Below are 25,861 nucleotides of genomic sequence, written 5' to 3'. Positions count from 1 at the left end.
TGTTCAGTTTTCAAAGATCTACTTGGTTGCTTTTGACAACTTTTATATCATATCAAGGATTTCGTTAATTGTCAAGATTTTTTTTAATTAATTAACTGGTCACATTTGAATTAGTTGTTTACTACTGAGGCAACGTTTATTACTTTACCAAGAATAATGACCTTCGTCAAGCCTTTATTTAAATTAAATCTAAAAATATTGATGTAATCGTATACATCTGTACTTTTAATTACTTTATAGGTCTTAAATAAAAAAATAATTTCAAAAATAGACTATTAATCCTGATTTTTGAAATTATTTTTTATTTAATGTTCAACTAATAGTTGCTGCATTTGTAGTGTTTGCGCCTGATTTATTTCATCATACAACTTATTAGCAAGTTGCTCGTTAATTATTCCTGCTATATATTGTGTTTGAACATAATTATATTCTAATTGAAATGCTTGAATAAATAAATCTACTGATATTTTTTCATTCTCTTCGTAATCTCTACGAAAGTGTCTTTGTCGATCTTCGATAAATCTTTCAACATTCTGAATATCATCTAGTTGTCCATGTGCATTAGCCAAACGTTCTTTTGTTAAATCATGTAAATATTGTTCAATTACTTCATGCAATTGATTCTCCAAGTCCCATAATAATGATCGGAAATCATTGTGTATTTGCATTTTTTCTATATTATCTTTAGCCCATTGTTTCCTGGCCTTACTTCTCTGTCCACGAGTTATTTGCCCATGGCTAATATGCCACGCTTCATGCCTAACCTGATGTTCTACTGATCGAATGATTCGATTAACACTTAATCGTTGTCCACCATAATCTGTATCCAAAATTTTTCTGTACGTACTGAGTACTCGGGCAGGATAAATTTCTTTTATCTCATTACTATTTAAAAATTCATCTTCAATTTCATTAATTTTTTTAAATAATTCTTGATGTTTATCATACCCTTGAATATCATTAAACCCTTTTTGTGATTGTAATTGTTGAATCACCGCGTATCTCACATCGTTAGATTGAATACGTTCTGTTAAATGTAAACTAGCGTAATCAATCATTTGTATTCGTGAAAAATTTAATTCTTCTTTATTAAATGATAACTTTTTAGCTAGTAAGATTTTAGGCAACACTAATGCTGGTGTTATCATACTTAATAATATGACAGTAGTTGCAATGATTAAAATTTCTTCTCGATACGGAAAAGCCCGTCCATTTATTAACATTGGTAATGAAAATGCCATTGATAACGTGATTGTTCCGTGTACCCCACTCAACCCAAAAACAAATGCATTTTTTCGTCTTTTTTTTGATTTTGAAGGACCGAAAAAGGCAGCAATATGTGGTTCTTTTCCAATTAATGCCCAAGTGTATCGGATACCAATCATGACTACATAGATTATCAAACCCAGACTCAACAACTCAAACGACTGACTCGTTCCAAGTTTAATCAGTGCCCGGAAAATTTCAGGTAAACTAATTCCCAATAAAATAAATACAATACTGTTAAGCATTGCGGTCAACGTATCCCATATTGTTGACGAAACTAACTGGACACGTGTTGCAGTTAATTTTAAACGCTCGGATTCAATATTATGAACAATCCCTGCAGTTACAACAGCAATAATTCCCGATGTCCCTAGACTTTCCGCCAATAAATAAACAATAAATGGTGTTAACAACGCAATTGGAATAATCGTTAATTCTGGTGAAGTTACCCTCTTATTAAAATACGTTCTAACGATAACTAAGATTCCACCTGCCATAACCCCAACTACAATACCACCAACTGCAACAAAAATAAATTGAAATAATCCGCTATAGATGGAAAATGTTCCTTTTTCCATCACAGATAATGCCAAATTTAACATCACTAATCCACTTGCATCGTTAAATAATGATTCGTATTCTAAGGCAGTATTAACCCCTGAATCAAGTTTTGATGCTGATGTTAAGGATTTTACTGCTATGGCGTCAGTTGGTGTCACAATCGCAGCTAGTGCTATTGCAAGTGGCAATGTCCATCGAACTTCTAATCGATTCGCTAACAACCCTACTATTACAACTGTAATAAGCGCTAAAACTACTGATAATAAAAGTATCGCATGAAAATTTTTACGGATCCCCCTAACAGATGTTTTTTGCCCATCATTAAACATAAGTGGTGCAATAATGAATAACATAAAATATTCTGGTTCTAATTCGAAATTAGCCATGACTGGTACTAATGACAACAACAGACCAATTACAATAAGAATAAAAGCATCTGGTATTTTAGGAAGAATTTCGTGAATTACATTTGAAATAATAATCCCCGCCACAAGAAAAGCTATTACATAAAATAGTGCCATTATGCGTTAACGCGTCCTAACCAATATTTCTTTTTACCACGACGAATAATCACAAATTTGCCATCAAATTCTGTAGCAGGATCAATCATAAAATCTAAATCTTGAATTTTTTCACCATTAATACGAATAGCCCCGTTAGTGATATCTTCACGTGCTTGTCTTTTTGATGATTCAATTTTTGTATTTACTAATAACTCAACAATATTCTCTGGTTCTGCTGCTAATTCAACAGAAGGCATATTTTTAAACCCCTGTTCAATTTCACTCGTCGTTAATTCTTTCACTTCGCCTGAAAATAAAGCTGCAGAAATATGTTCGGCTTCAATTACAGCTTCTGGACTATGAACAAATTCTGTTACTTCTCGTGCTAAGCGGCGTTGTGCTTCACGTTTTTCTGGAGCTGTTTCAACTGATTTTTGGTATTCAGCAATCTCATCTGACGTTAAGAATGTGAAAAATTTCAAATATTTCACAACATCCCGGTCGTCTTGATTTAACCAAAATTGGTAGAATTCATATGGTGTTGTTTTTTCTGGATTTAACCAAACTGCGCCACCAGCTGTTTTACCAAATTTAGTACCATCAGCCTTAAGCATTAGTGGAATTGTTAGCCCATATGCCTTTGTGTCTGAACCTAGCTCTTTATGAATAAGATCAATTCCTGCAGTAATATTCCCCCATTGATCAGCCCCACCAATTTGTAATTGAACATCATGGTGCTTGTGTAAATGTAGGAAATCAACTGATTGTAAGATTTGGTATGTAAATTCCGTGAATGAGATACCAACTTCCAAACGACTTGCAACAACATCCTTTGCGAGCATGCTATTTACATTAAATAACTTACCGTAATCGCGTAAGAAATCAAGCAAGCTAATTTTTGATAACCAATCATAGTTATTTACAATTGAAATATTTGAATCTTGTCCAAATAATTTGGTCATCTGTGCAGTGAGAGCTTGCTCATTATGATGAACTTGGTCCATCGATTGCAGCACACGTTCAGATTTTTTACCACTTGGATCACCAATTGAACCTGTACCACCACCAATAATGATGTATGGATGATGTCCTGCTAATTGAAATCTTTTCAACATCATAAATGGAATTAAGTGTCCGATATGCATACTATCCCCTGTTGGATCAACCCCACAGTATAAGCCAATTGATTTTTCAGACGTTAGTTCACGTAACCCATCTTCGTCTGTCGTTTGATTAATTGCGTCGCGCCATTCTAGTTCGTCAATAATATTCATTTCTGTTTCCTCCTATATAATATAAGTATAAAAAAATCCCTGATATCTAAAAAAGATATCAGGGACGAATTAATTTCCGCGTTACCACCCAAGTTATTATCTACATAATATAGTAGCTAATCGCTCAATCATCGTTAACGAGATGAATCGTTGTTAGCTCCATAGCGTACTTCACTCATCGATAATTCCTGATTTCCAGCGACCACCAGGTTTCTTTAAAATTGATCGATAAATTACTGAACTACTTCATCACTTATAGCTATAATATACGTAAATAAAGTCTAAATGTCAATTTTAACCATAAGAATATTAATACTATAAAAGAGTGTCTTGATTGCATTCTATTTCGTTATTCGATACAATTCACTTACAAATTAAAAGTAACTGGAAAGAAGAGGAATCCGATGACAGAAAAGAAAATGATGTCAGCCGTTGTAATTGATGAATTTGGCGGACAAGATAAACTTAAACAACGTGAAGTAGCTATGCCTGAAATGACGGCGGATCAAGTAATTGTTCAAGAAAAAGCAGCTGGAATTAATCCAATTGATTGGAAAACGCGTGAAGGCTTTTTACAAGGTATGCTTAACTGGCAATTTCCTATTATTTTAGGTTGGGATGTGTCGGGTGTTATCACAGAAGTAGGCGCTAACGTAACCGATTGGAAAATTGGTGATGAAGTCTTCGCACGCCCTGCCACGACTCGTTTTGGTACTTACGCCGAATATACTGCTGTTGATGCTAATTTGCTTGCACCAAAACCTAAAAATATTAGCTTTGAAGAAGCTGCTGCTGTTCCTTTAGCTGGTTTAACTGCATGGCAAGCCCTTTTTGATCATGGTCATTTAGAAAAAGGTGAAAAAGTCTTTATTCATGCTGGTTCAGGTGGCGTTGGCTCTTTCGCTATTCAACTTGCTAAATCAGTTGGTGCTTACGTTATTACCACAACTAGCTCGAAGAATATTGATTTTGTTAAAGGACTTGGCGCTGACCAAGTCATTGATTACCATGAAACTGATTTTGCGGAAATCTTAAAAGATATCGACCTTGTAGTTGATACAATCGGTGGTGACGCACAAGAAAAATCAGTTAATATCTTAAAACATGGCACAGGTCGTTTAGTTGCTATTACTGGGATGGATTCTGAAAAAACAGCAGGTCTTGCTGAAGCAAGAAATGTGACTTTTGATTCAATTTGGTTGGACCCAAATGGTGAAGAATTAACTAAATTAGCTGATATGCTTGAAGATGGCACTATAAAAGTGACCTTAGATTCAGTTCATGAATTCTCTGCAGAAGGTGTAGCAGAAGCTCACGATCGTAGTGAATCTCATCATGCACTTGGTAAAATTATCGTTCGTTTTAAATAAAACCCTATTTAGGTAGTTCAGACTTTTTTGTCTGAACTACCTTTTTTAATTACTAAAAGTAAGTGCTTTCACTGGTGTTAATTCATTGGTAGATTTATACTATCCTTGTAGAATAAAATTTTTCAAGAAGGAGATTTACTATTATGCCAAAAAAAATTAATGCATCAGATGCCATGCTCAAAGTTTTAGAAGATTGGGGCGTTAAAACCGTCTATGGGTTGCCAGGTGGTTCATTTGATTCAACAATGAATGCACTACATAATCGTAAAAATACAATTAATTATGTACAAGTTCGTCATGAAGAAGTCGGCGCACTCGCAGCAGTTGGTGAAGCTAAAGTAACTGGAAAATTAGGTGTTACTTTTGGTTCCGCTGGTCCCGGTGCTGTCCATCTATTAAACGGACTTTACGATGCTAAATATGATGGTGTTCCTGTTCTTGCCTTAGTCGGCCAAGTTGGTACACAAGTGATGAATACAAATTACTTCCAAGAAATGAATGAAAATCCAATGTTTGAGGATGTTTCTATTTATAACAGAACAGCTACTACACCCGAAAACTTACCCATTGTTGTTGATGAAGCTATCCGTCAAGCCTACAAATATAATGGCGTCGCAGTTGTCACAATTCCGACCGATTTAGGTTGGCAAGAAATCGATGACACCTTTGTTTCAACAGCCGCAACACACCAAGAACCTCTTTATCCGATGCCTCGTGATAAACAAATTCAAGATGCCTTAGATATTTTAACAACAGCTAAGACACCAATTATTTATGCTGGGAAAGGTGTTCGTGGCGCTGGAAAAGAATTAATTGAATTATCTGAAAAATTATCATTACCAATCGCAACAACTGCGCTTGCTAAAACAATTATTCCTGATGATTACAAAGCATACATGGGTTCTGCTGGACGAGTTGCTGGCAAACCCGGCGTTGACCTTCTTCGTGGCGCTGATGCTGTTCTTTTCATTGGATCTGATTTTCCATTTGGTGAATATTTCTTTTCTCCAGATGCTAAATTTATTCAGGTCGATATTGATTCTGAAAAATTAGGTAAACGTCATTCAGTTGATGTCCCTATTTTAGCCGATGGTAAGGAAACTTTAATCGCATTAAATAAGGCCGTTAAAACACCAGTTGCACCAACAAAATGGTACAAAGCTGCCATCGCTAACAAAGAAAACTGGATTAAATGGATTGATAGCTTTACTGAAGATGACAGTAAACCACTTCGTTTTGAACCAGTTTTCAATGAAATTAATAAAATTAAAGATGACGATGCAATTTTCCAAATTGATGTTGGTAATGTAACGATTGAAGCAATGCGTTTCTTACGTCTTGGTGAGAAAAATAAATTTACAACATCCGCATGGTACGCAACGATGGGGTATGCACTACCCGCAGCAATTGGGGCTCACTCTGCCTTTCCAGACCGTCAAGTTTTCTCAATTTCTGGTGACGGTGGTTGGACGATGGTCATGCAAGATGTCTTAACACAAGTTAAATACAACATGCCTATCATCAACGTTGTCTTAAGCAATCAGGAACTTGGATTCATCCGCGCTGAACAAGATGATAAACAACAACCACACTCAGGTATTGATTTAATTGATGCTGATTGGGGCGCAATTGCCAACGACATGGGAGCTAAAGGGTATACCGTCCGGACATTAGCAGAATTAAAAACTGCTTTTGCTGAAGCTAAAGGTTCAAAAGTGCCTGTTGTTATCGATGTTAAAGTAACTTCTGACCGTCCACTTCCTGTTGAACAGCTCATTATTGATCCTAAAACACAAGATCCAGATGCTGTTAAAGCTTTTGTTAAAGAATACCAAGCAGAGGGTTTAATTCCATTTCGAGAAATCCTTGAAAATCAAGATTAAATAGTTTTTATTTAATTGATGTATCTTAGCTTAATTAAGTTAAAATACATTTTTTATAGAACAAAAAAAGATATAAAGAGAACCCTTGGGATTGAATTTCATTTCAATCCCAAGGGTTCTCTTTATATACCTCTTCTTATTTCACAATTTTATCAATTTTTGCTAATTCTTCTGGTGCAAAATCCAAATGCTCTAATGCCTTTAAATTATCCTTTAATTGACTCACACGACTAGCACCAATAATAACCGACGAAACAGAATTATCTTTCAAATCCCAAGATAGCGCCATTTCAGCCAATGTCTGGTTGCGATTTTTTGCAATTTCATTTAATTCACGAACCTTTTTAAGTGTTGATTCAACTCTCTCAGTAGACAAGGTATCAAATCGTTTCACTCTAGAATCGTCTGGAATACCATTCAAGTAACGATCAGTCAATAACCCTTGTGCTAAAGGACTAAAAGCAACTGTTCCTATCTGCTCTTGTTTTAAAACATCTTTTAATCCATCTTCTATCCAACGATCTAATAAATTATATCTAGGTTGGTGGACAACGATAGGTGTATTTTTAGCTTTTAGTAATTGAATCATCTTTTCAGCTTCTGGTGCCCGATAATTTGAAATTCCAATATATAAGGCTTTACCTTGGCGAACGAGTAAATCCAAAGCTTCAGCTGTTTCTTCCAACGGTGTATCTGGATCTGGACGATGGTGATAGAAAATATCAACATAATCTAGCTGCATACGTTGTAATGATTGATCCATACTGGCAAACAAGTTTTTCTTTGAACCCCATTCGCCATAAGGACCTGGCCACATATAGTAACCTGCCTTCGTCGAAATAACCATTTCATCCCGGTAGGCACTTAAATCTTCACGTAAAATGCGCCCAAAATTCTTCTCGGCAGCACCATCACCGTAATTATTTGCCAAATCAAAATAAGTAATTCCATTATCAAATGCTGTTTCAATAATATCTTTTTGCGTTGCTAAAGGTGTCTCATCCCCAAAGTTCTTCCATAAGCCTAAGGCAATAGCAGAAACTTTTAATCCACTATTACCGAGGCGATTATAAATCATTTTATCATAACGTTTTTCATTTGCTTGATACATTAACTATCTCCTCCTAAACTAATTACAAATTATATTATAGCGCTTTCACGTCTGCTGGACAATCATTTAATGTTACTTAAAATTCGCTTATCTTATTAATTTGTGCCACTATTATTAGGTAACTGAAGGAGTTGAGTCCATGTTTAAAAAAATAAACGATTATATAAATGTCCATTATATTAAAACATTCATCTTAACGTTAGCTATTGCAACCATAGTTAGAGTCATTGTTGCATTTTTCATAAATAAACACTTTTTGAATGTAGAATTTATTATTGCCGCGATTACGATTGTTATAATTTCACTTTTAATCAGACAAGACCTCAAGAAATAATTAGGTAAGCAAAAATACTGACTCGATACTTTTGACAAAGTACGGAGCCAGTATTTATTTAATTCATGTCCCACTTTTAAATAATTAGTCTTCAAAAACATCTTTTGCAATATTAAATGCAGACCAAGCTTTAGGCCAACCAACGTAGAAAGATAAATGTGTGATAATTTCAGCAATTTCTTCCTTCGTAATTCCATTTGTTTTGCCAATTGCCATATGTGCTGGCAATTGTTCAAAGTTACCACCTGAAATCAAAGCTGAAATTGTTATAATACTGCGTTGATGTGCTGGTAATTCACTTTCACGTGACCAAACTTCACCAAATAAAACATCATCATTTAATTCTGCAAATTTAGGTGCAAATTCGCCTAAGTTATCGCGACCTGCTGTTTGTTTCTTTACCATAATATAATATCCTCCTATTAATCTTTTAATTTACCGTACGTTTCGTCATCAACAGCTTCTAACCATTCAGGTGTCCCTGCTGTAATAGCAACATGTGAGAACCAACTATCTTTTGTAGCACCGTGCCAATGTTTAATCCCGTCTTTTGTGACAACAACATCACCAGCTTTTAAACGTCGTGCTTGTTGACCTTCTTCTTGGTACCAACCTTCACCGGCAGTGACCAATAATAGTTGGTAACCGTCGTGATGGATGTGCCAATTATTACGTGTTCCAGGTTCAAAACTAACATTTCCAACACCAACGTTTATATCTGGATCCGCCACTAACATGTCTAAATAACTTTGACCAACAAAGAAATCTTTATATGCTTCATTTTTTTCACCTATTGGAAAAAGACCGTTTTTAATTTGTTCCTCATTCATTATAATTACCTCACTTTATTTTATACGGTTAACCTAGCGTTAATCGTATATCGCGAATTGTTCTAGATACTTTTCAAAACTAATATCTTCTGACACTTCGTTTCCATTTGTTCTGTGTGAAACTTTTCTGTCATACCAATCAATTTTATGAGAAATAATTTCAATATTATGCTGTAATTCTACCATTTCAGACAGTGCATTTTCTTTTACCTTGCTGAGCATCTCGCGTCGTTCTTTAATGGTTGCATCACCTTGTGCTCGTAGTTCAACGTATTTAATTATTTCATTAATCCGCATCCCTGTCCCTTTAAGATGAAGCAAAAATCCTACCCATTTAATATCATGTTCCGTGTAATAACGTAAGCCTGCCGAATTACGGTGAGGCTTAATTAAGCCTTCTTTTTCATAGTAACGCAATGTAAAACTTGATAACCCAACTAATTTAGCAAACTCACCAATTTTATATTGTTGCTCATTAGTCATTCAATCGCCTCCTTCAATAGTTTCTATTAAAACACTTAGAGTTGACTCTAAGTCAAGCTTTTCTACATATTATTTTTAATATTAAGGCTTACTCCATCCATCAATTCAGACCGTTCCTACACTAAAATTTAATTCCAACATTTTAAAACAAAATCTTTGCTTAATAATTTTCATTCATGTAGAGTTACATCGAAATAGTTACCATTTCCAGATATATTACATATAAAATAAGAAGAAATGAGGGTTAGCTTTTGTTAGATTTCAAACACATAAACAAAACATTCAAAACAGTTACCGTATTAAACGACTTAAACTTACATATTGATACAGGGGAACTTTTTGTTCTTGTTGGCCCTAGTGGTAGTGGTAAAACGACAACTTTAAAAATGATTAATCGATTAATTGAGCCCACCTCGGGTACTATTAACTTTGAAAATCAAAATATTGATCAGATTCCGTTACATACTTTACGTTCACAGATTGGCTATGTCTTACAGCAGATTGCTTTATTTCCTAATATGACAGTTGCTGAAAATATCAGCTTATTACCAGAATTACAAAAATGGCCTAAAAACAAACAAAGAGAACGTGTCGATGCCTTATTAACACGTGTTGGTTTACCGCCTGAAGCATATCGTAAGAGAATGCCTAGCGATTTATCCGGTGGCGAGCAACAACGAATTGGTATTTTACGAGCAATTGCAACTAAACCAAAATTAATTTTAATGGACGAACCATTTAGTGCGCTGGATCCTATCTCAAAAAAAACATTACAAGATATCGTCATCGATTTACATGAGGAACTACACAATACCATTATTTTCATTACGCATGATATGTCTGAAGCTCTTCGCCTCGGAACTCGTGTTGGTGTTATGCATGATGGCAATCTCATTCAAGTTGGTACCCCTGACGAAATTAGAAATGCACCAAAAAATGATTTTATTTCAGAGTTTTTTGGGTTAGACGTATCCAACACGCAATTTAATTTAGCTGAAATGATTCAAAAATCATTTAGTCTTCCAATTGATGAACTCGCTAATAATCACGTCACCTCAACTCAAACAACATTTAAAGAACTCATATCTCTACTTTCTAAATATACAATTATAAATGTTAAAGATAACGACCAGAATCTCATTGGTGCAGTTGATGCCCAATGCTTAATTCGTTATGGTGCAAGCATGTCTGATAGCGAGGTGGATGACCAATGGCAAATTTAATAACAACTTTTAAAATGCACCGTGCTGATTTATGGACCGCTATTCTTCAACATCTACAGATATCATTAATTTCATTGCTGATTGCAACCATCATTGCCGTCTTTTTAGCAATTTGGTTAGCACAGCATAAAAGAGCAGCAGAAATTATGTTGCAAATTACCAGTGTTTTACAGACAATTCCTTCACTCGCGCTGCTAGGGCTATTAATTCCACTAGTCGGAATTGGAACACTACCTTCAATTATCGCATTAGTTGTTTATGCTTTACTGCCCATTTTTCAGAACACATATGCAGGTTTAACTGGTATTGATCCATCATTAGAAGAAGCCGCAACTGCATTTGGTATGACACGTGCGCAAAAACTTATTCGATTTGAATTACCCTTAGCTATGCCACTAATTATTTCAGGCATTCGTATTGCGCTTGTTCTAATTATTGGAACCGCAACACTAGCTGCTTTAATTGGTGCTGGCGGGTTAGGAACATTTATTTTGCTGGGAATTGATAGAAATGATATGAGCTTGATTATTATTGGCGCGTTGAGTTCTATTATTCTAGCTATTGTTTTCAGTGTTTTAATCCGGCAATTGCAGAATTTAAAGATAAAAACAATTACCATTATATTAATTACTTTAGGATTCCTATTTGCTGTTGGTGCCACAATCAATACTTTCACACATCAGAAAAAAGAATTAGTCATTGCTGGTAAAATGGGGGCAGAACCTGAAATTCTAATTAATATGTATAAAGATTTAATTCAAGAAGACGACGCCAATATCAAGGTTACTTTAAAACCAAATTTTGGTAAAACGAGTTTTCTATACTCTGCATTAAAATCTAATTCAATCGATATTTACCCAGAATTTTCAGGTACGGTACTTGAAGAGTTAGTAAAATCACCACTCAAAAGTACAAATGAAAATAAAGCCTACCAGCAAGCAAAAACCGAAATTAAAGTTAAATCAGATTTAGATTATTTAAATCCGATGGCTTATCAAAACACCTATGCTGTCGCTGTCACTAAAGACTTTGCAACTAAATACCATCTATCAAAAATTTCTGATTTATCACGAGTATCTTCAAAAATAAAGGCAGGCTTTACGCTTGAGTTTCTAAACCGTGATGATGGTTACAAAGGGTTACAAAGCAAGTATCATTTGTCATTTAACACTAAATCTTTTGAACCAGCACTTCGCTATCAAGCCATTGTGAATGGTAATGTAAATTTAGTTGATGCCTATTCAACTGATAGTCAGCTCGTCAAATATAATTTGGTCACATTAAAAGATGACAAGTCTTTATTCCCACCTTATCAAGGCGCCCCACTTGTTGCAAAGGGCATCTCACAAAAATATCCATCCATCAAAAAAAGTTTAAATAAATTAACCGGAAAAATTTCTGATACAGATATGCAAAAAATGAATTATCTAGTTGATGTTAAAAATGTCCCAGCAAGTACCGTCGCACACGACTACTTAACAAAGCAACATCTTTTAGACTAAATAAAAAGTTTGGAATCTCGCTAACCTCATGCGGACTCCAAACTTTTTTATATTTTATCGTTATTTAACCTACATAACGTTCTAATGCAACCGCAACACCATGATTAACGTTCGATTCTGTTACATAAGTTGCTGCTTCTTTTAATTCAGGAATGGCATTTCCCATCGCAACAGTCGTTCCGGCTACGGCAAACATCGTTAAATCATTATGTTGATCTCCCATTGCCATAACTTCTTCTTCTTTTAATCCCAGTTCTGCAATTAAATCTGTTAATGCATTTCCTTTATTAGCTTTTTTATTCAAAACTTCTAAAAATTCTGGCAAACTACGTACAACATAATAACTATCATCAAATATTTTTTGAATATTAATCATCTGTGCGTCTAAAACTTCAGGTTCATCCACAAACATAATTTTAGAAACGGTTAAGTCCCGTGACATTTCCTCTGGATTTCGTACAAATAATCCTTCATTATTTTCAGCTGCTTGAATAACGGTCACACGACCAACATCTTTATTAGATGTATAAATTCGGCTCTCATCATCTAAAATATTATAATGAACATTTAATTCATAACTTAATTTATCTGCAGCTATATACTCATCAAAGGTTAACGTATGTTGCGCTAGACGTTTTCCACTTACTGTTTCAATAATTGCACCGTTGTAGGTAATGACATATTGGTCATCCCCACTAATCCCTAATTGTTCAAGAAATCCAACCACACCAGCTAAAGGTCGTCCCGTACAAAGGACAACCTTAATTCCCTTTTGTGTCACTTTTTTGACGGCATCAATTGTTTCTTTTGCTAATCTACCCTCTGGATTTAGTAACGTATCATCAATATCTATTGCAACTAGTTTAATTCCCATAGTAATCTCCTCATTTTAAATGATTAAAAAAAGGCAGTCTCAAGAGACTACCTTTTCAATCTTATTTAGGTGCACGTTTAAGGTATGTACCTTCTTGTGTATTAATTTCAAGAACATCATCTGCTGCGATGAAATCAGGAACATTAACAACAAGTCCTGTTTCCATTGTTGCTGGTTTACCTGAACCAGTTGCTGTAGCGCCTTTGATTGAAGGCTGTGTTTCAGTAACACGTAATGTTACAACAGTTGGTAATGTTAAGCCAATAACTTCTGTACCGTAAAATTGGATTTTAACTTCCATATTTTCCAATAAGAATTTTGCTTCATGTTCGATAATTTCTCTTGGAATTTCATATTGTTCATATGTTTCCAAATCCATAAAAATAGCCATTGTATCCTGGTTGTACAAGAATTGAACTGGTTTTGTTTCAATATTAGCTTGTTCAACCTTAACTTCTGGACGCATTGTTGTTTCAACAGTTGATCCAGTACGAACGTCACGTAATTTCATACGCATAACTGTGTTACCTTTACCCGGTTTATGATGACTTGCTTCTAAAACTTTAATTAATTTACCGCCTTGTTCAAAAGTCATTCCGGCTTTTAAGTTAATTGCTTCAATCATAATTTATTATCTCCCTTTTTATAAAACGTTTCTCATTGAGTATACCAAATTGAAAAGGCTTAATCTATAGTGACACTTACAAACATCACTGGATTTTATTAAATAAAAAGTCAAAAATAGCGCATTTTCTTTATTATTAATCGTATATCCAAATTATAAGCTATATTTGTCCAAATACTTCGACAATATCTCTACACATCCTATACTAGCAAGGCTATAATATATATATAATCAAATAGTTAATTTTTTAATTATTTTGAAAGGAAGTCTTATTTTGCTAAAAAACAAATATATTAACTCATCTACTACCTATCAATCGATTATCATCCTTTGTTTCAGCTTGTTCTTTTTAACGTTACCAATTTATACTACACAAGCTGCTACATCATACACGCCTCCTGTAGGTTATCCAATGGGGGCTGCCACGAATGTCACTGGTTTCGCTGGTGGTACAATCACGTTTAATTCTAATGATATTGACTCCCTACAAGGTTAATTTTTTGCCAAAACATTTACTTCCTCAGGTACCGCCGGAGGTTCTTCTATAAAATACTTACAAAATTATGCTCATGATTCAACTGCTAATTTAACTGATGCTGATTATGCAAAGGTTAATCCTACAATGATTTCAGAAAATATTACCGGGGCTGATATGATTCAGTGGTATGGTAATAAAAATAGCTTTGTTTTTTCAAAATCTAATGATAAAGTCAAAGATTTATCATACTATCTACAGAATTCTCCCCCTGATGATGAAATCGCAAAAGCCATTGCTGGTTGGTCCATACCTTCAAGTAATGCCGGTTACGCTGATGCTATCAAGCAATTTAATGCAAAAAAAGATACTATTGATAAACTTTCTGATTTTCCTGTTATGTCAAGCAATGATATTTCATCATTTGCTGATGCTACTCAAAATATTACTGATGTCAGTGATTATTACGCTAGTTTCACTTCAACAAATTTCTCAAACTCTAAAGCAACAGGTTCTACTACTAAATCTAATAATGCTATCAAACGTGTTGATTTAAATACAGATAAATCAATTGATGCTGAAAAATATGCACCTGGTAAAACGGTTATTCAATTAACCGTTGATATGAATACTGCTTCAACAGATCAAGGCGTTGTCTTTGCAGATATTGATGGCTCTATTCCTTCATTTGAAGATGCTATTGGTATCAAAATTAATTTAGTCAATTTTGATATTAACACAATGAAAATGCCATTTTTCATGTTAAATTATAAGCATTTTTCTAATAATGATGCTGGTATCAGTTTTAATTTCAATCAAGGTAGCTGGATGACTTTCAATGCGTATCCACCTAAATCTGACGGATCTTCGATAGATTACAAGTTAGCTGGTAATAGTGATGGAACGCTATTTTCCGGACAAAATAGTAATGGTTCAGATACCACCGCTAAAAATCTTCTATCCGATGAACCCGTTGCAATCGATACAACTGATAAAAACTCTAAAAAAGTGAAATCTGTCTACAATACGTCTTCACATATTAGTAATAATTTTAATACTGAAAATGGTAAGATTTTTGTCGGAAGTTGGAAGAGTCCTTTATATGGTTCAGTATTAGCACCTAGTGCTGATGTCGACGTTGATTCAAGTAGCGATGGTCTCTTATATGGGAGTATTGTTACTGGACAAAATATTATTGGTAATTTAAACGTTCCTAGTGACCTTGCCTATCAAAGTATTTTTGATGCGTCTGATGATTTTGGAGATGACGCTATACAAGAATTTTTAAAAGATCCTGATTCAAGTAACTCATCTCATCCTACTATTAAGTCTATTTCGTTACCGGGTTATACTTCTACAGATACTGGATCTGGTACGACTCATTATATTCCACAAATAGACCCTTACGATTTTCACTATTCATTAAACAATATCACTGATGAATTACCTGAAAATACCGTTCAAACAACTAAAAAATCACTTGATACTACAGTCAATATAGATACGAAATCAACAACCGATAAAACTGAAAAATATTACTTATGGTACAGTTTCAATAATGGTCCTTGGGAAAAATATTCAGAAAATGGAACAACTGAACTTACAAATTCTAAACTAGAAATCACTGCAAAAGATGCGGACGATCTTGCAAAACAATACAGTACGGACCATAGTAAATATAAATATGACGAATCTGCTTATACTGATGGGACTACATATTCTAAATTAATTGATGACAATGAATTGATTGGTTATCATCTTTTCCATAAGAATAGAATTTCATATTTAGTCACATCAACTCACGATTCGGGTACCTATTCCAGTTATAGTAATCACACAATTAATGATATCTTAAGCGGTAAAACGAATGATACAATTTCTGCTGCAAATCTCGCAAAATTAAATCCGGATTACACGCCTATTTCATATAATTTACACGTTGCAGGAGATCTTTTAGTATCCTATCCAAAAGTATTTGATTTTGGTAATTTTACAGCAGGAACTTCTGAAAAAACACCTACAGTAACTGCAACTGGTTTGTTAACTGTCGATAATCCTTTTGGACTTAACTGGAATTTAGTTGTTAGCACAAGTGATAAAGATAATCTAAGTGATCCTTTCTTTATTCCCGATCAACTTGGTTGGTTTGAAAAATTGCAAACGAGTATGCTTGGTAATTCCACAATCACTTATGGGAATGCCTCAGATATTAAAACAATTACATCTAAAGATACTCTTTTAAGTTTAAACTCAACTATTTTTGATTCTGATACAACATCAGTTATTAGTAAAAACTACTATTCTGCACAATTATCATTAAGTCTAAAAACTAAAAAAATTACTCATCCTGGTAAATTTCAAGATAACGCAACTTGGTCATTATCATCACCAAGTATCGTTGTAGATTCATCAAAAGAATAAGAAATCTAATCGACAAAAAGACGCCTAATAAAAATTAGACGTCTTTTTGATTACCATTCATTTTGATTACTTATTTTCTAGTGATTCTTCCTTATCTTTTTTTCTTCTTTTTAAAATAATAAAAAGTAAGAATAAAACTAATAAAATTAATAAAGCAATAATACCAATAATTAACCACAATAACCAAGATATATGAGGCTCTGCTGCCTTATTATCTGATTTAATCTGTTTAATATTGGCTTTAGTAATTGTAAATGAATTCGTTGCTTTCCAAGATTTATTATTTCCGGTAACGGTATAATGGACATCATATTTACCAGCGATTAACTTGGCTTTAGTTAAGTCTAATGCATAGCTAAATTTAGCGTTGGGTGCAAAATCAACGTCCTTAATTGTTTTGTCATATAAAACAGTACTACTACTATCTTCTGTAATAGTTGCTTTAATTGTTGTTGGTCCAATCACAATGGGTACATCATTTTGCATATTTGTTTGTAGTGAAACTTTATTAAATGCGTTCAATACCACTTTAGAATCGCCAATTGTCATTTTGGGATTAGGATTATCGACCGTTTCAGATTCTCTAATGACTGCTTGAACAACGTACGCAAATCGATTAGTAATTGAAATACCTTTTCCTTTATTCTTTTCCTTAATAACTTTTTCTTGTACGTTAAAGCCACCTAAAATAATACCGGAAAATGACGTAGCGGGTGTTTTCACTGTAAACGTAACTGTTGCTGTTTTTTTAGGTCCAACCACAACATCTTGTTTTTTTGAGACAAGTTCTGAAAATTGATACTTAGCAGTCGCTGGCTTTTTTACATTTGTCTTATCATAGACAATTAGTCCATTCGTATTTGTATATGAACTATTAGGGCTCACAACAATCGTTTTAGTATCGTTTTCTAAGTTCTTAATTTTCAATGCCAATGTCTGTGTTGAGTTAGGGTTCATTTTAATATCAAATTGTGCTGCCTCTCGATATTGATTAGCAGGCGTTACTTTGGCTACCGTAAACCCGGCACTATTAGACTTTGCATAGACATTGGTCGATACAGTAATAAGTGTGACTATCGCGATAGCTAAAAAGCTTAAAACTATTTTTCTTAATTTCATTATTTCGATTCTCCTTAAAAAAAAAGACTGCCTTAGGCGGTCTTTTTTCTGTTACGTTTTAATTAGCTTAGTTAAAAGCTGCTGCACTAGCATTTCCTTGAGTTGCAGTCCATGTTAAATCAGCTGAAGTTGTTGCAATTTTAGTATTTTTACCAAGTTTTAATGTTGCACTATTGTCAGCATATGACAATGTTGTAGCACCAGCGCCTGTTGTAGCTGTCGCGACAGGAGCTGCAGCACCAGCTGGTGTTAAAGTAGCAGCAGATGCTGTAGCATCTGAGTCTGTTTTAACTGTAGCAGATGCAAGATCTAATGAGCTAACCTTAACTTCAGCATCAGCCATCACACCTAATTGTGCAGTAACATTCCAACCACTATCTGTACCTACGTAATCGGCTACATCTAAAGCTTGAGAAGCATCTTTTGCGCCAGTTGATGTAATATCTGTACCAGTCGTAACTAATGCTTCATTTAGTTTTGTTGTGAAACTGAACGATGGTGCACCCGTTTGAGTAAAAGTACCTGCTTCAATGTTTAAACTAGCTGTACCTTTACCATCTGTTGAATCCGCTGAAACACTTGAGCCAACAACTGCTGTTGAACCAAGTACTAATGCTGCAATTAAAAATAAATTCTTTTTCATAATATAAATTCCTCCCATTTATTGATTAAGCCAATGCTTGAAAAGGGGACGTTGACCTTTACCTAATAGTACCATATAATTTACATAAGATTCAACTGTAATATTATCAGAAGAAACTCTATGATTAAGTCCATATACGCCAATTAATATAGCGTTTACATGTTATTTACAAGTATTTTTTTAGGTTTAATTTTTTCAAACCATTTACTGAAAGTGTACAATCAATTTTTAAATAGAATGATTCCTACCTACCCCCACTTTATAACCATTAAAGGTAGAGCCTTTAGTCATTAATAACCTTTTTTTAAGTTAACTAGAATTTAAGTGTTACTATCAATTATACTTTAAGTCCGCTTATTAAAAAGATTCGATTATCCTAGTTCAAACAAGCTCAAATGGCGGTACGCTTACTTTTTAAGAAAAGCCAACAACTTCTAATGAAATTGATTTCAGCTCTTCTAATAAGACGATTTTCGATTTACCCTCATCAAGTCTTAGTGATGGTACAACAAGTTCTGTAATTAACAAATCTTATTATTATGCAAAACTAACTTTAGATTTTACAACTTCAATTTTTGATACGACAGGGAAATATAATTACGATTCACTCTGGGCTATTTCACCAACTAAAGATAGCGGTATCGTAAATGAGTCAACTAAATAATTCTAAATAAAAAAGGTTTACTCCGTTAAGTAACTAACTGAGTAAACCTCTTTTTTTGTGTCGAAATTTCTAATTATTTACAGGACATCTTTGATATCTGTATCCCCATCATGCATCGTAATTACTTTTCCGATTGTATTATCATGTGCGATAACTGAAACTAAGACGTCTGCCACGTTTTCAAGTGAGTTAGAGCCCGCTTGACCATCATTTAATGTTACTTTACCAGTACCTGGCTCATCTACTAAGGTGCCTGGCTGAAGAATTGTATATTCTAATTGCGTATTCTTCATTAGCCAATTATCAGCATAAAACTTAGCAGTCATATAATCTCTTAATGATGAAACTTCAATTTTTTCTCTATCCAAAGAGTAAACGGAACTCAACATTACAAAACGCTTAACATGAGCTATTTCAGCTGCTTCCATCGTTTTAACTGCCCCATCTAGATCAATCTTCATTAAGTCTTTGCCGCCAGAACCAGCAACAAATAATATGGCATCAACAGCCTGCATATTCTTGACTAATTTATCTATACCTTCTAACAAATCAACATAGACATAAGTAATATTACCTTTATCTAAATTATCTGTATGTCTTGAACCCGCCAAGACTTGGTAACCTTTATCAGCTAATTTACTTGTTACTTTTTGGCCAATTCGACCATTCGATCCAACAACTAATACTCTTTTTATTTCTGTCATCATTTATACACTCCTTCGTTTTATCCTGACTAAAGTCTACATCTTTCTCGACTAAAATGGTATGACTTACACTCGTAAGTTAACGACAAAAAGACAGTCACTATTTTTACCATGACTGTCTCAGTTGATTACTAATTAATTTAATTTAAATTCTGTAACTGTTTTGTACGTATCGCCTACACGTAAAACAATATCACCAAATTCAGGGAATTGTTCAGATCCAGGTGCTGATTGTGTTTCAAATGTAATTGCTGCATGATTAGCTAATTTTTTACCATGCATAATTGGCGTTACTTCACCAAAGTTAGCCGTGAAGATAACTAAACTTGTTGCATCAGTTGAAACTGAGACAGAAACTTCTTTATCTGGACTAACTAATTTTGCTGATTCTTTACCAACTGCAGGATTATTCAAGAAAAAGGGATGATCGATACCATTAACTTGATTTTTTTGAGCAAAATCACTTGTGAAAACGTCATGTAATGTCTTAGCTTGACGGAAATCGTAAGGCGTTCCATCAACAGACATCTTTTTACCTGTTGGAATTGAATCGGGTTCTAATGGTGCAAACTTATCGCTATCTACTTGTAATAAATTGTCATCTATTGTTTCTGTGACGTCACCCATAACATTAAAGTAAACATGATTTGTTGGATTATATAGTGTATCTTTATCCGTTTTAGCAGTCGTTTCAAGATGCCAAATGTTATCATTATTTAATAGATATTTTACATCAATTGCCATGTTTCCAGGGAAACCATGTTCGCCTTCTGGGCTATCTAAATGAAAAATAACAGCTATTTCATTTTCGTTTTCACTTATTTTATACGTCCACTTTTTAGTATCAAATCCTGGCGTACCACCATGCAATGTATTTGTACCTTCGTTAATTTGCACTTGGTAGCTTTGATCATTAATGTTGAATTTACCATCTTTAATACGTCCAGCAACACGACCAATTGAAGCGCCAATAAAACTATCTTTTTCTAAGTATTCATTTGCTGAATCAAATCCAAGAACAATTTCTCGTTTTCCAGTACTTGTGGGTACCTTGAGGCTAACAATTCTAGCCCCTAAATCTGTGAGTGATAATTCAAACCCATTATCATTTATAATCGTTATTAAATCATAGTCATTTCCAAAATCCTTTGTTTTAACTTGCATATTTATCTCCTCCGCTTACTGTATTTGTCCATTCTTATTAATACTAGTCCATTTTAATTAGATATTCAAGAAAGCGTTTACTTTTTTATTGAATAATTACCTTTATTTTACTGAAAATGACATAACCAACCTTTATTTCTGTTATTTCTCTAAAATGTAACGTCATTATAAGCGAATAACTATAATAAATACAAATGTATAGTTCGTTTTTTGTTATCATGTTTATGGAATATTATGTTTATTTATCATTAAAAGATTAATAGCCGAATTATTAATTGATTTATTTTTTAATTATTAGTATACTTACATTATTAATATAAAAGGAGTTTACAATGACAAAAAAACGCGTTTATCTTGCAGGACCCTTTTTCACTCCAGAACAAAAAGAACGATTAGATTTGGTAGCCGATCTCCTAAGTAAAAATCCAACAATTAACGCAGATGCAATTCATCTTCCAGGAAACGTTCAATATCCAGATGCGGACTTCGGCACATTTGAATGGCAAACAGCTACCTTCCAAAATGATATTCGCCAAATTGATCAAGCAGATATCGTTGTTGCAGTTCTTGATTATCAATTGGAAGAAAACAATGATGAAGCTGACTCAGGTACTGTTTGGGAATGTGGTTATGCTCATGCCAATCGCAAACCTGTTATTTTAGTTCGCCAAAATAAAGGTATTCCCTTAAATCTAATGCTTGCTGGAAGTTATACAGCAATGTTTGATGGTTTAGAAGATATCCAAAATTTAGCAACCTACGATTTTAAGGTTTTACAAAATAAGTATGTTGATTTATCAATTTTTTAATTGATCCAATGTTTCACGTGAAACAAAAATACTCTATGCTATAAATCTTTTAAATCGGATTTAAATACAGTAACAGATATTATTTTTATATTTCTAGTACTGTATTTTTTTCTCTCACAAATTGAAGCACCAAACAGTTAATAATATGAAAGAACTTATTAACTAACGACTTATTATGTTTGCTAGTTCAATAACAAACGTATTTCTTATAAATTAAAAAGTATGACCCAATAGAAATATAATTGGGTCATACTTTAGTATCTTAAATACTATTTAAATGCCTAACATCATTGTTACTATTTAACAATAGTTAACAATGAACCGTTTTCATCAATAAAAATTATCCTCGTGCTAATAATAAGTTAAATAAACCGCCCATTGTTTTATCCGATAATTCGATTTCTTTACCAGCTTCTGTCACTTTAGTAATTTCATAATAATCTTCAAATTCGGGTACTTCTAATTCCATCATCGCAACAAAAGCAGCAGCTGTTTTGTAAGTTGCTTGTAATTCTTCTCCATGAATGTAATTAATAACTAGCATAATTGTATCCCCTTATTGTTTTCTTTAAATAAGTTCCGTTTTTTTTATATCATCAACCGTTTTTGTTCCAGCTAATTGCATATCAATTGTTAATTCCTTAGCTAAATGTTCAAAGACTGATTGAACGCCTTTCGCACCACCCAAATGAAGCCCATAAACCATTGGACGGCCAATGGCAACGACATCCGCCCCACTAGCAAGCGCTTTAAATATATGTGAACCACGACGAACGCCACTATCAAAGACAATTGGCACTCGTTTATTGACCTTCTTAGCAATTAACTCAAGAACATCAAACGATGCAGGTCCGCCATCTAGTTGCCGACCGCCATGATTTGAAACCCAAATACCTTTAGCTCCAGCTTCAATAATAGCATCAACATCCAATGGTGATTGAATACCTTTAACGAAAACGGGTAAGTCAGTATAATCAGAAATACTCTTAATATCTGCTAAACTCAATGTTTGTTTAGCATTAGCATAAATAGCTGCGATTCCTTGTCCTTCACCTTCACCATATTCAGCTAAATTAGCCATTGGTTGAGGGAAGATAAATTTATTAATACTATCAGCTTCACGATTACCACCTAGTGTTGAATCAGCTGTTAATATGATAGCCTTCATCCCCACTTCTTTGGCTTGATCTAATAAAAAATGATTAAATTTATCATCTTTACTCATATACAATTGGAAAAATTGAGGTCCACCAGTTCCTCCATTATATGTTTCTGAAATCGTTTTATTTGAATACGTACTAAGCGACATAATTGAACCAACTGCGGCCATCCCCTTAGCAGTATCAATTTCACCTTGTTCATGGGCTAGCCCCTGTGCCGCAACTGGAGCTGCTATCATTGGCATTTGTAAATCAATACCCATAAATGTTGTTGATAAATCCGGATTTTCGATATTTTGTAAAACTCGAGGTGAAATTTGCTTATGATTAAATGCACTTGTATTTTCGCGTAACGTCCATTCATCCTCAGCTCCACCAGCAATATACCCAAATGCACCCTTTTCCATACGTGCTTCCACTAATTTTTCTAATGATTGAACATTGGTGATTTCAATCGAATGTTCTTCTTGACTTGCTTGATATCCCATAATTGTATCCCCCTATACTATTTATACTTGTAGTGTAGCCCTTAATAATAAATACTGTCATCAATAACACTTACTATATGTCAATAACGGCTATATAATTATTCAATCCATACAACAATGGCTAATCAAAGAATTACTAATTTGATATTAACTATTTTGGTCGAATTAATTTATATTGCTCTCCTAAGTTAGCGTATTCTGGTCCAGCCAGCCTCGCCACTGGATCTAATTTTTTAGCATTAATATACATTTTTTCTTTATCCAAAACATCATCTTCTATGTGAAAACAAACCACTTCAAGAATAAATAAATCCGTAATAATCTTACCATCATCCATAATAGGAACATACTGGTTCAATATAACTTCAAACCTCGCTTTAACACCATCAATCCCTGGCACCAATACCTTATTACTAGGAACCGTTGTTAATTTCAATTCGGAAACTTCACTCTCGTCTAGTCCAAAACTAGCAGCGCTCTGATTAACAAATTCCATTAATTCACGTGTTGGTAATTGGACCACAGCCTGTTTCGAACTAACTAAATTAGCCGCGGTGTGTTTCATTTCACCATTTCTACGTCGATTAATTGATATCGACATTAATGGCAACGTATCCGATACAACACTAAAAAAACTAAACGGAGCTAAATTAATTAGTCCCGTCTCATTTACAGTAGTAACCCATGCTATGGGTCTCGGAATTAATGTACCAGACATTAATTTGTACTGATTTTTAGCCGATAATTCGTTACTATTAAATGAAATCATCTTATATTATTCCTCAATTTTTAATCTATTGGTCTTATCTAACCATTGTTTAGCATTCCGTAATTCTAATTCTGAAATTTGATGTGATTGTTCAGCCTCAAAACTGGTAAATTCAATATTAAATTCTCGACAAAACTTCTTTAGTTCATCAAAATTTGATTTTGAAACAATTGGATCTAAAAATCCATATGAACCCCAAATTTTAATATCACTTAAGTCGACAGTCGCTTTAATATTTTCCGATAACACCATAGGATGTAGTAAAACAGCTGTTTTAAATAGTGCCTGTTCCGTTAATAATGAATGGAAGGCAACGTTAGCCCCATTAGAATAACCTAGGACAATTAATTTTTCTGGATCAAAAGCGTACTTCACAGCTAACTCATTAATTACAGTCATTAACCAATTTGTCTCTACAGATAAACTATTTAAATCGAAATCACCATCCGGTAAATGTGCAAAATAGCGTGTTAAACCATTCTCTATTAACCGTCCACGAATGCCAATTTTAGGACTATCTGGAGCCAAAAAATCTGCAATTGATAGTAAATCTGATTCCGTTCCACCAGTTCCATGCAACATTAAGATTGTCGCATTGCCAACCCTACCAGCTTTATAAGATGTAATTGCTTCTGCCATATCTATAACTTCTTGTCTGAATTGAAATTAACTAAGTGAGCTTCAATATCTGCACGTTGGTCTTCTAAAAATGGTGGTAACTCTAGGTGAATACCAGCTTCTTCATATGTTTCATCTTGCAAGAATCCAGGACCATCCGTTGCAATTTCAAATAATACACCTTCACCAGGACGGAAATACTCTGATTTAAAATAGAATCGGTCAACAAAACCTGAATCACGAATACCAACTCTTTGTATTTGTTCAATCCAATAGTTTAATGACTCTTCATCTTCTGTCCTGAAAGCAATATGATGAACTGTTCCATATGCTTGAATCTCATTCGGTAAATCTTGGTCTTCTTCGATAATAATTTGTGCGCCATGTCCACCATCGTTCAATTCATATAATGTACGTTGATTTTCTGTGGCAATTTTATCAAATCCCAATAATTGTCTTAACACAATATCCATACGTTCTGGATAATCCACTGTAATAATTGTTGTTCCTAACCCATTAATTGCGAACATCTTGGGAACCGGACTATATAATTAAGGTGTCCCAGCTTCCACACCATGATTACGTTCGTCAGAAATTAATTGATATTGCTCATGATCAAAATCATAAAAATTCATTGTTTTACTGCCAAAATTCATTTCAATTTCATCATGTTTAATATCATAATCGTCAAATCGTTCTGCCCAAAAATCTAGGGCATCATCGCTAGGAACTCTAAATCCAATTCTCGAAATACCATTTTTTCCTTTTGTGCCTTGAAATAAACCCGGAAAATCAAAAAAGGTAATATCGGTTCCTGCCGATCCCATATCATCCGTAAAGTATAGATGATAGGTTCTAACATCATCTTGATTTACTGTTTTTTTAATTAAATGTAATCCTAATATTTCTGTCATAAAATGAAACATTTTTGGTGAACTTGAAGTAATAGCTGTAATATGATGTAATCCTAATAATTTAGTGTTCATGA

At 34.0% G+C, this 25,861-nt stretch carries 23 protein-coding genes, 1 pseudogene and 1 other annotated feature; of the genes and pseudogenes, 7 read left to right on the top strand and 17 right to left on the bottom strand.

The genetic code is table 11. From position 1 onward, the window contains the following. Window positions 1-305: 305 nt before the first annotated feature. Both AC1RPH_RS01820 and tyrS read right to left on the bottom strand, forming a co-directional pair. The gene (locus AC1RPH_RS01820) at window positions 306-2,348 is read right to left on the bottom strand and encodes a cation:proton antiporter (RefSeq protein ID WP_481761136.1); all 2,043 of its coding nucleotides are present in this window, start codon (window positions 2,346-2,348) and stop codon (window positions 306-308) included. Continuing rightward, window positions 2,348-3,604, bottom strand: coding sequence for a tyrosine--tRNA ligase (tyrS, locus tag AC1RPH_RS01815; RefSeq protein ID WP_481761135.1), 1,257 nt, complete (start codon window positions 3,602-3,604; stop codon window positions 2,348-2,350). Before tyrS ends, AC1RPH_RS01820 begins: the two co-directional genes overlap by 1 nt. A gap of 57 nt (window positions 3,605-3,661) precedes the next feature. Continuing rightward, window positions 3,662-3,863: a binding site (T-box leader), on the bottom strand. Between the two features lie 163 nt (window positions 3,864-4,026). Between tyrS and AC1RPH_RS01810 the strand changes: the two genes are divergently transcribed. Both AC1RPH_RS01810 and spxB read left to right on the top strand, forming a co-directional pair. Then, window positions 4,027-4,974 (top strand): NADP-dependent oxidoreductase, encoded by a 948-nt coding sequence (locus AC1RPH_RS01810; RefSeq protein ID WP_481761149.1) that lies wholly within the window; start codon window positions 4,027-4,029, stop codon window positions 4,972-4,974. Window positions 4,975-5,117: 143 nt separating this feature from the next. Continuing rightward, window positions 5,118-6,857 (top strand): pyruvate oxidase, encoded by a 1,740-nt coding sequence (gene spxB, locus AC1RPH_RS01805; RefSeq protein ID WP_481761134.1) that lies wholly within the window; start codon window positions 5,118-5,120, stop codon window positions 6,855-6,857. Window positions 6,858-6,993: 136 nt separating this feature from the next. On the opposite strand, the gene AC1RPH_RS01800 is transcribed toward spxB, so the two are convergent. The 4 genes from AC1RPH_RS01800 to AC1RPH_RS01785 form a co-directional block, all read right to left on the bottom strand. Beyond that, complete coding sequence (locus AC1RPH_RS01800; RefSeq protein WP_481761133.1) at window positions 6,994-7,968, bottom strand: aldo/keto reductase; 975 nt, start codon at window positions 7,966-7,968, stop codon at window positions 6,994-6,996. Window positions 7,969-8,386: 418 nt separating this feature from the next. Further along, window positions 8,387-8,707 (bottom strand): carboxymuconolactone decarboxylase family protein, encoded by a 321-nt coding sequence (locus tag AC1RPH_RS01795; RefSeq protein WP_481761132.1) that lies wholly within the window; start codon window positions 8,705-8,707, stop codon window positions 8,387-8,389. Window positions 8,708-8,724: 17 nt separating this feature from the next. After that, window positions 8,725-9,132, bottom strand: coding sequence for a cupin domain-containing protein (locus AC1RPH_RS01790; RefSeq protein WP_481761131.1), 408 nt, complete (start codon window positions 9,130-9,132; stop codon window positions 8,725-8,727). A gap of 39 nt (window positions 9,133-9,171) precedes the next feature. Next, window positions 9,172-9,615 carry a MerR family transcriptional regulator gene (locus AC1RPH_RS01785; protein WP_481761130.1) on the bottom strand — a complete coding sequence of 148 codons (444 nt, stop codon included), beginning with the start codon at window positions 9,613-9,615 and terminating at the stop codon, window positions 9,172-9,174. Between the two features lie 251 nt (window positions 9,616-9,866). Here AC1RPH_RS01785 and AC1RPH_RS01780 point away from each other — a divergent pair, with 251 nt between their 5' ends. Both AC1RPH_RS01780 and AC1RPH_RS01775 read left to right on the top strand, forming a co-directional pair. Then, window positions 9,867-10,838, top strand: coding sequence for an ABC transporter ATP-binding protein (locus tag AC1RPH_RS01780; RefSeq protein WP_481761129.1), 972 nt, complete (start codon window positions 9,867-9,869; stop codon window positions 10,836-10,838). Continuing rightward, window positions 10,826-12,340, top strand: a complete 1,515-nt coding sequence (locus AC1RPH_RS01775; protein ID WP_481761128.1) for an ABC transporter permease/substrate-binding protein — start codon at window positions 10,826-10,828, stop codon at window positions 12,338-12,340. The genes AC1RPH_RS01780 and AC1RPH_RS01775 overlap by 13 nt, the downstream gene beginning before the upstream one ends. Before the next feature lie 64 nt (window positions 12,341-12,404). Here the strand turns inward: AC1RPH_RS01775 and yidA are convergent, their stop codons facing one another. Continuing rightward, window positions 12,405-13,214, bottom strand: a complete 810-nt coding sequence (yidA, locus tag AC1RPH_RS01770) for a sugar-phosphatase (protein WP_481761127.1) — start codon at window positions 13,212-13,214, stop codon at window positions 12,405-12,407. Window positions 13,215-13,275: 61 nt separating this feature from the next. Beyond that, window positions 13,276-13,839: an elongation factor P gene (gene efp / locus AC1RPH_RS01765; protein WP_409021902.1), complete on the bottom strand. Its 564-nt coding sequence runs from the start codon at window positions 13,837-13,839 to the stop codon at window positions 13,276-13,278. Between the two features lie 274 nt (window positions 13,840-14,113). Here efp and AC1RPH_RS01760 point away from each other — a divergent pair, with 274 nt between their 5' ends. After that, window positions 14,114-14,335, top strand: coding sequence for a hypothetical protein (locus AC1RPH_RS01760; RefSeq protein WP_481761126.1), 222 nt, complete (start codon window positions 14,114-14,116; stop codon window positions 14,333-14,335). 126 nt (window positions 14,336-14,461) lie between these two features. After that, window positions 14,462-16,735 carry a hypothetical protein gene (locus tag AC1RPH_RS01755; protein WP_481761125.1) on the top strand — a complete coding sequence of 758 codons (2,274 nt, stop codon included), beginning with the start codon at window positions 14,462-14,464 and terminating at the stop codon, window positions 16,733-16,735. A 66-nt stretch (window positions 16,736-16,801) separates the two neighbouring features. On the opposite strand, the gene AC1RPH_RS01750 is transcribed toward AC1RPH_RS01755, so the two are convergent. From AC1RPH_RS01750 to AC1RPH_RS01735, 4 genes are all read right to left on the bottom strand, one after another. Continuing rightward, the gene (locus AC1RPH_RS01750; protein WP_481761124.1) at window positions 16,802-17,854 is read right to left on the bottom strand and encodes a WxLIP family cell surface protein; all 1,053 of its coding nucleotides are present in this window, start codon (window positions 17,852-17,854) and stop codon (window positions 16,802-16,804) included. 67 nt (window positions 17,855-17,921) lie between these two features. Next, a complete protein-coding gene (locus AC1RPH_RS01745) occupies window positions 17,922-18,497 on the bottom strand; it encodes a WxL domain-containing protein (protein WP_481761123.1) in 576 nt (191 codons plus the stop codon). A gap of 741 nt (window positions 18,498-19,238) precedes the next feature. After that, complete coding sequence (locus AC1RPH_RS01740) at window positions 19,239-19,868, bottom strand: SDR family oxidoreductase (protein ID WP_481761122.1); 630 nt, start codon at window positions 19,866-19,868, stop codon at window positions 19,239-19,241. Window positions 19,869-20,000: 132 nt separating this feature from the next. Beyond that, a complete protein-coding gene (locus AC1RPH_RS01735) occupies window positions 20,001-21,029 on the bottom strand; it encodes a galactose-1-epimerase (protein WP_481761121.1) in 1,029 nt (342 codons plus the stop codon). Window positions 21,030-21,361: 332 nt separating this feature from the next. On the opposite strand from AC1RPH_RS01735, the gene AC1RPH_RS01730 reads away from it, so the two are divergent. Further along, a complete protein-coding gene (locus tag AC1RPH_RS01730) occupies window positions 21,362-21,838 on the top strand; it encodes a nucleoside 2-deoxyribosyltransferase (RefSeq protein WP_481761120.1) in 477 nt (158 codons plus the stop codon). A 340-nt stretch (window positions 21,839-22,178) separates the two neighbouring features. Here AC1RPH_RS01730 and AC1RPH_RS01725 read toward each other — a convergent pair whose 3' ends face one another. From AC1RPH_RS01725 to AC1RPH_RS01705, 5 genes and pseudogenes are all read right to left on the bottom strand, one after another. Continuing rightward, a complete protein-coding gene (locus AC1RPH_RS01725) occupies window positions 22,179-22,382 on the bottom strand; it encodes a hypothetical protein (RefSeq protein ID WP_481761119.1) in 204 nt (67 codons plus the stop codon). 24 nt (window positions 22,383-22,406) lie between these two features. Then, window positions 22,407-23,486 carry a lactate oxidase gene (locus tag AC1RPH_RS01720; protein WP_481761118.1) on the bottom strand — a complete coding sequence of 360 codons (1,080 nt, stop codon included), beginning with the start codon at window positions 23,484-23,486 and terminating at the stop codon, window positions 22,407-22,409. Window positions 23,487-23,637: 151 nt separating this feature from the next. Continuing rightward, a complete protein-coding gene (locus tag AC1RPH_RS01715; RefSeq protein WP_481761117.1) occupies window positions 23,638-24,255 on the bottom strand; it encodes a flavin reductase family protein in 618 nt (205 codons plus the stop codon). A gap of 6 nt (window positions 24,256-24,261) precedes the next feature. After that, the gene (locus AC1RPH_RS01710; RefSeq protein WP_481761116.1) at window positions 24,262-24,894 is read right to left on the bottom strand and encodes an alpha/beta hydrolase; all 633 of its coding nucleotides are present in this window, start codon (window positions 24,892-24,894) and stop codon (window positions 24,262-24,264) included. A 2-nt stretch (window positions 24,895-24,896) separates the two neighbouring features. Further along, window positions 24,897-25,859: pseudogene (locus AC1RPH_RS01705) on the bottom strand (ring-cleaving dioxygenase). Between the last annotated feature and the right edge of the window lie 2 nt (window positions 25,860-25,861).

Source organism: Dellaglioa sp. CoH-57-MRSF-16 (assembly GCF_056782055.1).
Note: the sequence above shows the minus strand (reverse complement) of the source record. Positions and strands in the feature narration are given on the sequence as shown.

Excerpts from the sequence above, each read along its gene's own strand:
- AC1RPH_RS01820 (WP_481761136.1), bottom strand. The coding sequence starts at position 2,348 with ATGGCACTATTTTATGTAATAGCTTTTCTTGTGGCGGGGATTATTATT.
- tyrS (WP_481761135.1), bottom strand. The coding sequence starts at position 3,604 with ATGAATATTATTGACGAACTAGAATGGCGCGACGCAATTAATCAAACG.
- AC1RPH_RS01810 (WP_481761149.1), top strand. The coding sequence starts at position 4,027 with ATGTCAGCCGTTGTAATTGATGAATTTGGCGGACAAGATAAACTTAAA.
- spxB (WP_481761134.1), top strand. The coding sequence starts at position 5,118 with ATGCCAAAAAAAATTAATGCATCAGATGCCATGCTCAAAGTTTTAGAA.
- AC1RPH_RS01800 (WP_481761133.1), bottom strand. The coding sequence starts at position 7,968 with ATGTATCAAGCAAATGAAAAACGTTATGATAAAATGATTTATAATCGC.
- AC1RPH_RS01795 (WP_481761132.1), bottom strand. The coding sequence starts at position 8,707 with ATGGTAAAGAAACAAACAGCAGGTCGCGATAACTTAGGCGAATTTGCA.
- AC1RPH_RS01790 (WP_481761131.1), bottom strand. The coding sequence starts at position 9,132 with ATGAATGAGGAACAAATTAAAAACGGTCTTTTTCCAATAGGTGAAAAA.
- AC1RPH_RS01785 (WP_481761130.1), bottom strand. The coding sequence starts at position 9,615 with ATGACTAATGAGCAACAATATAAAATTGGTGAGTTTGCTAAATTAGTT.
- AC1RPH_RS01775 (WP_481761128.1), top strand. The coding sequence starts at position 10,826 with ATGGCAAATTTAATAACAACTTTTAAAATGCACCGTGCTGATTTATGG.
- yidA (WP_481761127.1), bottom strand. The coding sequence starts at position 13,214 with ATGGGAATTAAACTAGTTGCAATAGATATTGATGATACGTTACTAAAT.
- efp (WP_409021902.1), bottom strand. The coding sequence starts at position 13,839 with ATGATTGAAGCAATTAACTTAAAAGCCGGAATGACTTTTGAACAAGGC.
- AC1RPH_RS01755 (WP_481761125.1), top strand. The coding sequence starts at position 14,462 with ATGATTTCAGAAAATATTACCGGGGCTGATATGATTCAGTGGTATGGT.
- AC1RPH_RS01750 (WP_481761124.1), bottom strand. The coding sequence starts at position 17,854 with ATGAAATTAAGAAAAATAGTTTTAAGCTTTTTAGCTATCGCGATAGTC.
- AC1RPH_RS01745 (WP_481761123.1), bottom strand. The coding sequence starts at position 18,497 with ATGAAAAAGAATTTATTTTTAATTGCAGCATTAGTACTTGGTTCAACA.
- AC1RPH_RS01740 (WP_481761122.1), bottom strand. The coding sequence starts at position 19,868 with ATGATGACAGAAATAAAAAGAGTATTAGTTGTTGGATCGAATGGTCGA.
- AC1RPH_RS01735 (WP_481761121.1), bottom strand. The coding sequence starts at position 21,029 with ATGCAAGTTAAAACAAAGGATTTTGGAAATGACTATGATTTAATAACG.
- AC1RPH_RS01730 (WP_481761120.1), top strand. The coding sequence starts at position 21,362 with ATGACAAAAAAACGCGTTTATCTTGCAGGACCCTTTTTCACTCCAGAA.
- AC1RPH_RS01725 (WP_481761119.1), bottom strand. The coding sequence starts at position 22,382 with ATGCTAGTTATTAATTACATTCATGGAGAAGAATTACAAGCAACTTAC.
- AC1RPH_RS01720 (WP_481761118.1), bottom strand. The coding sequence starts at position 23,486 with ATGGGATATCAAGCAAGTCAAGAAGAACATTCGATTGAAATCACCAAT.
- AC1RPH_RS01715 (WP_481761117.1), bottom strand. The coding sequence starts at position 24,255 with ATGATTTCATTTAATAGTAACGAATTATCGGCTAAAAATCAGTACAAA.
- AC1RPH_RS01710 (WP_481761116.1), bottom strand. The coding sequence starts at position 24,894 with ATGGCAGAAGCAATTACATCTTATAAAGCTGGTAGGGTTGGCAATGCG.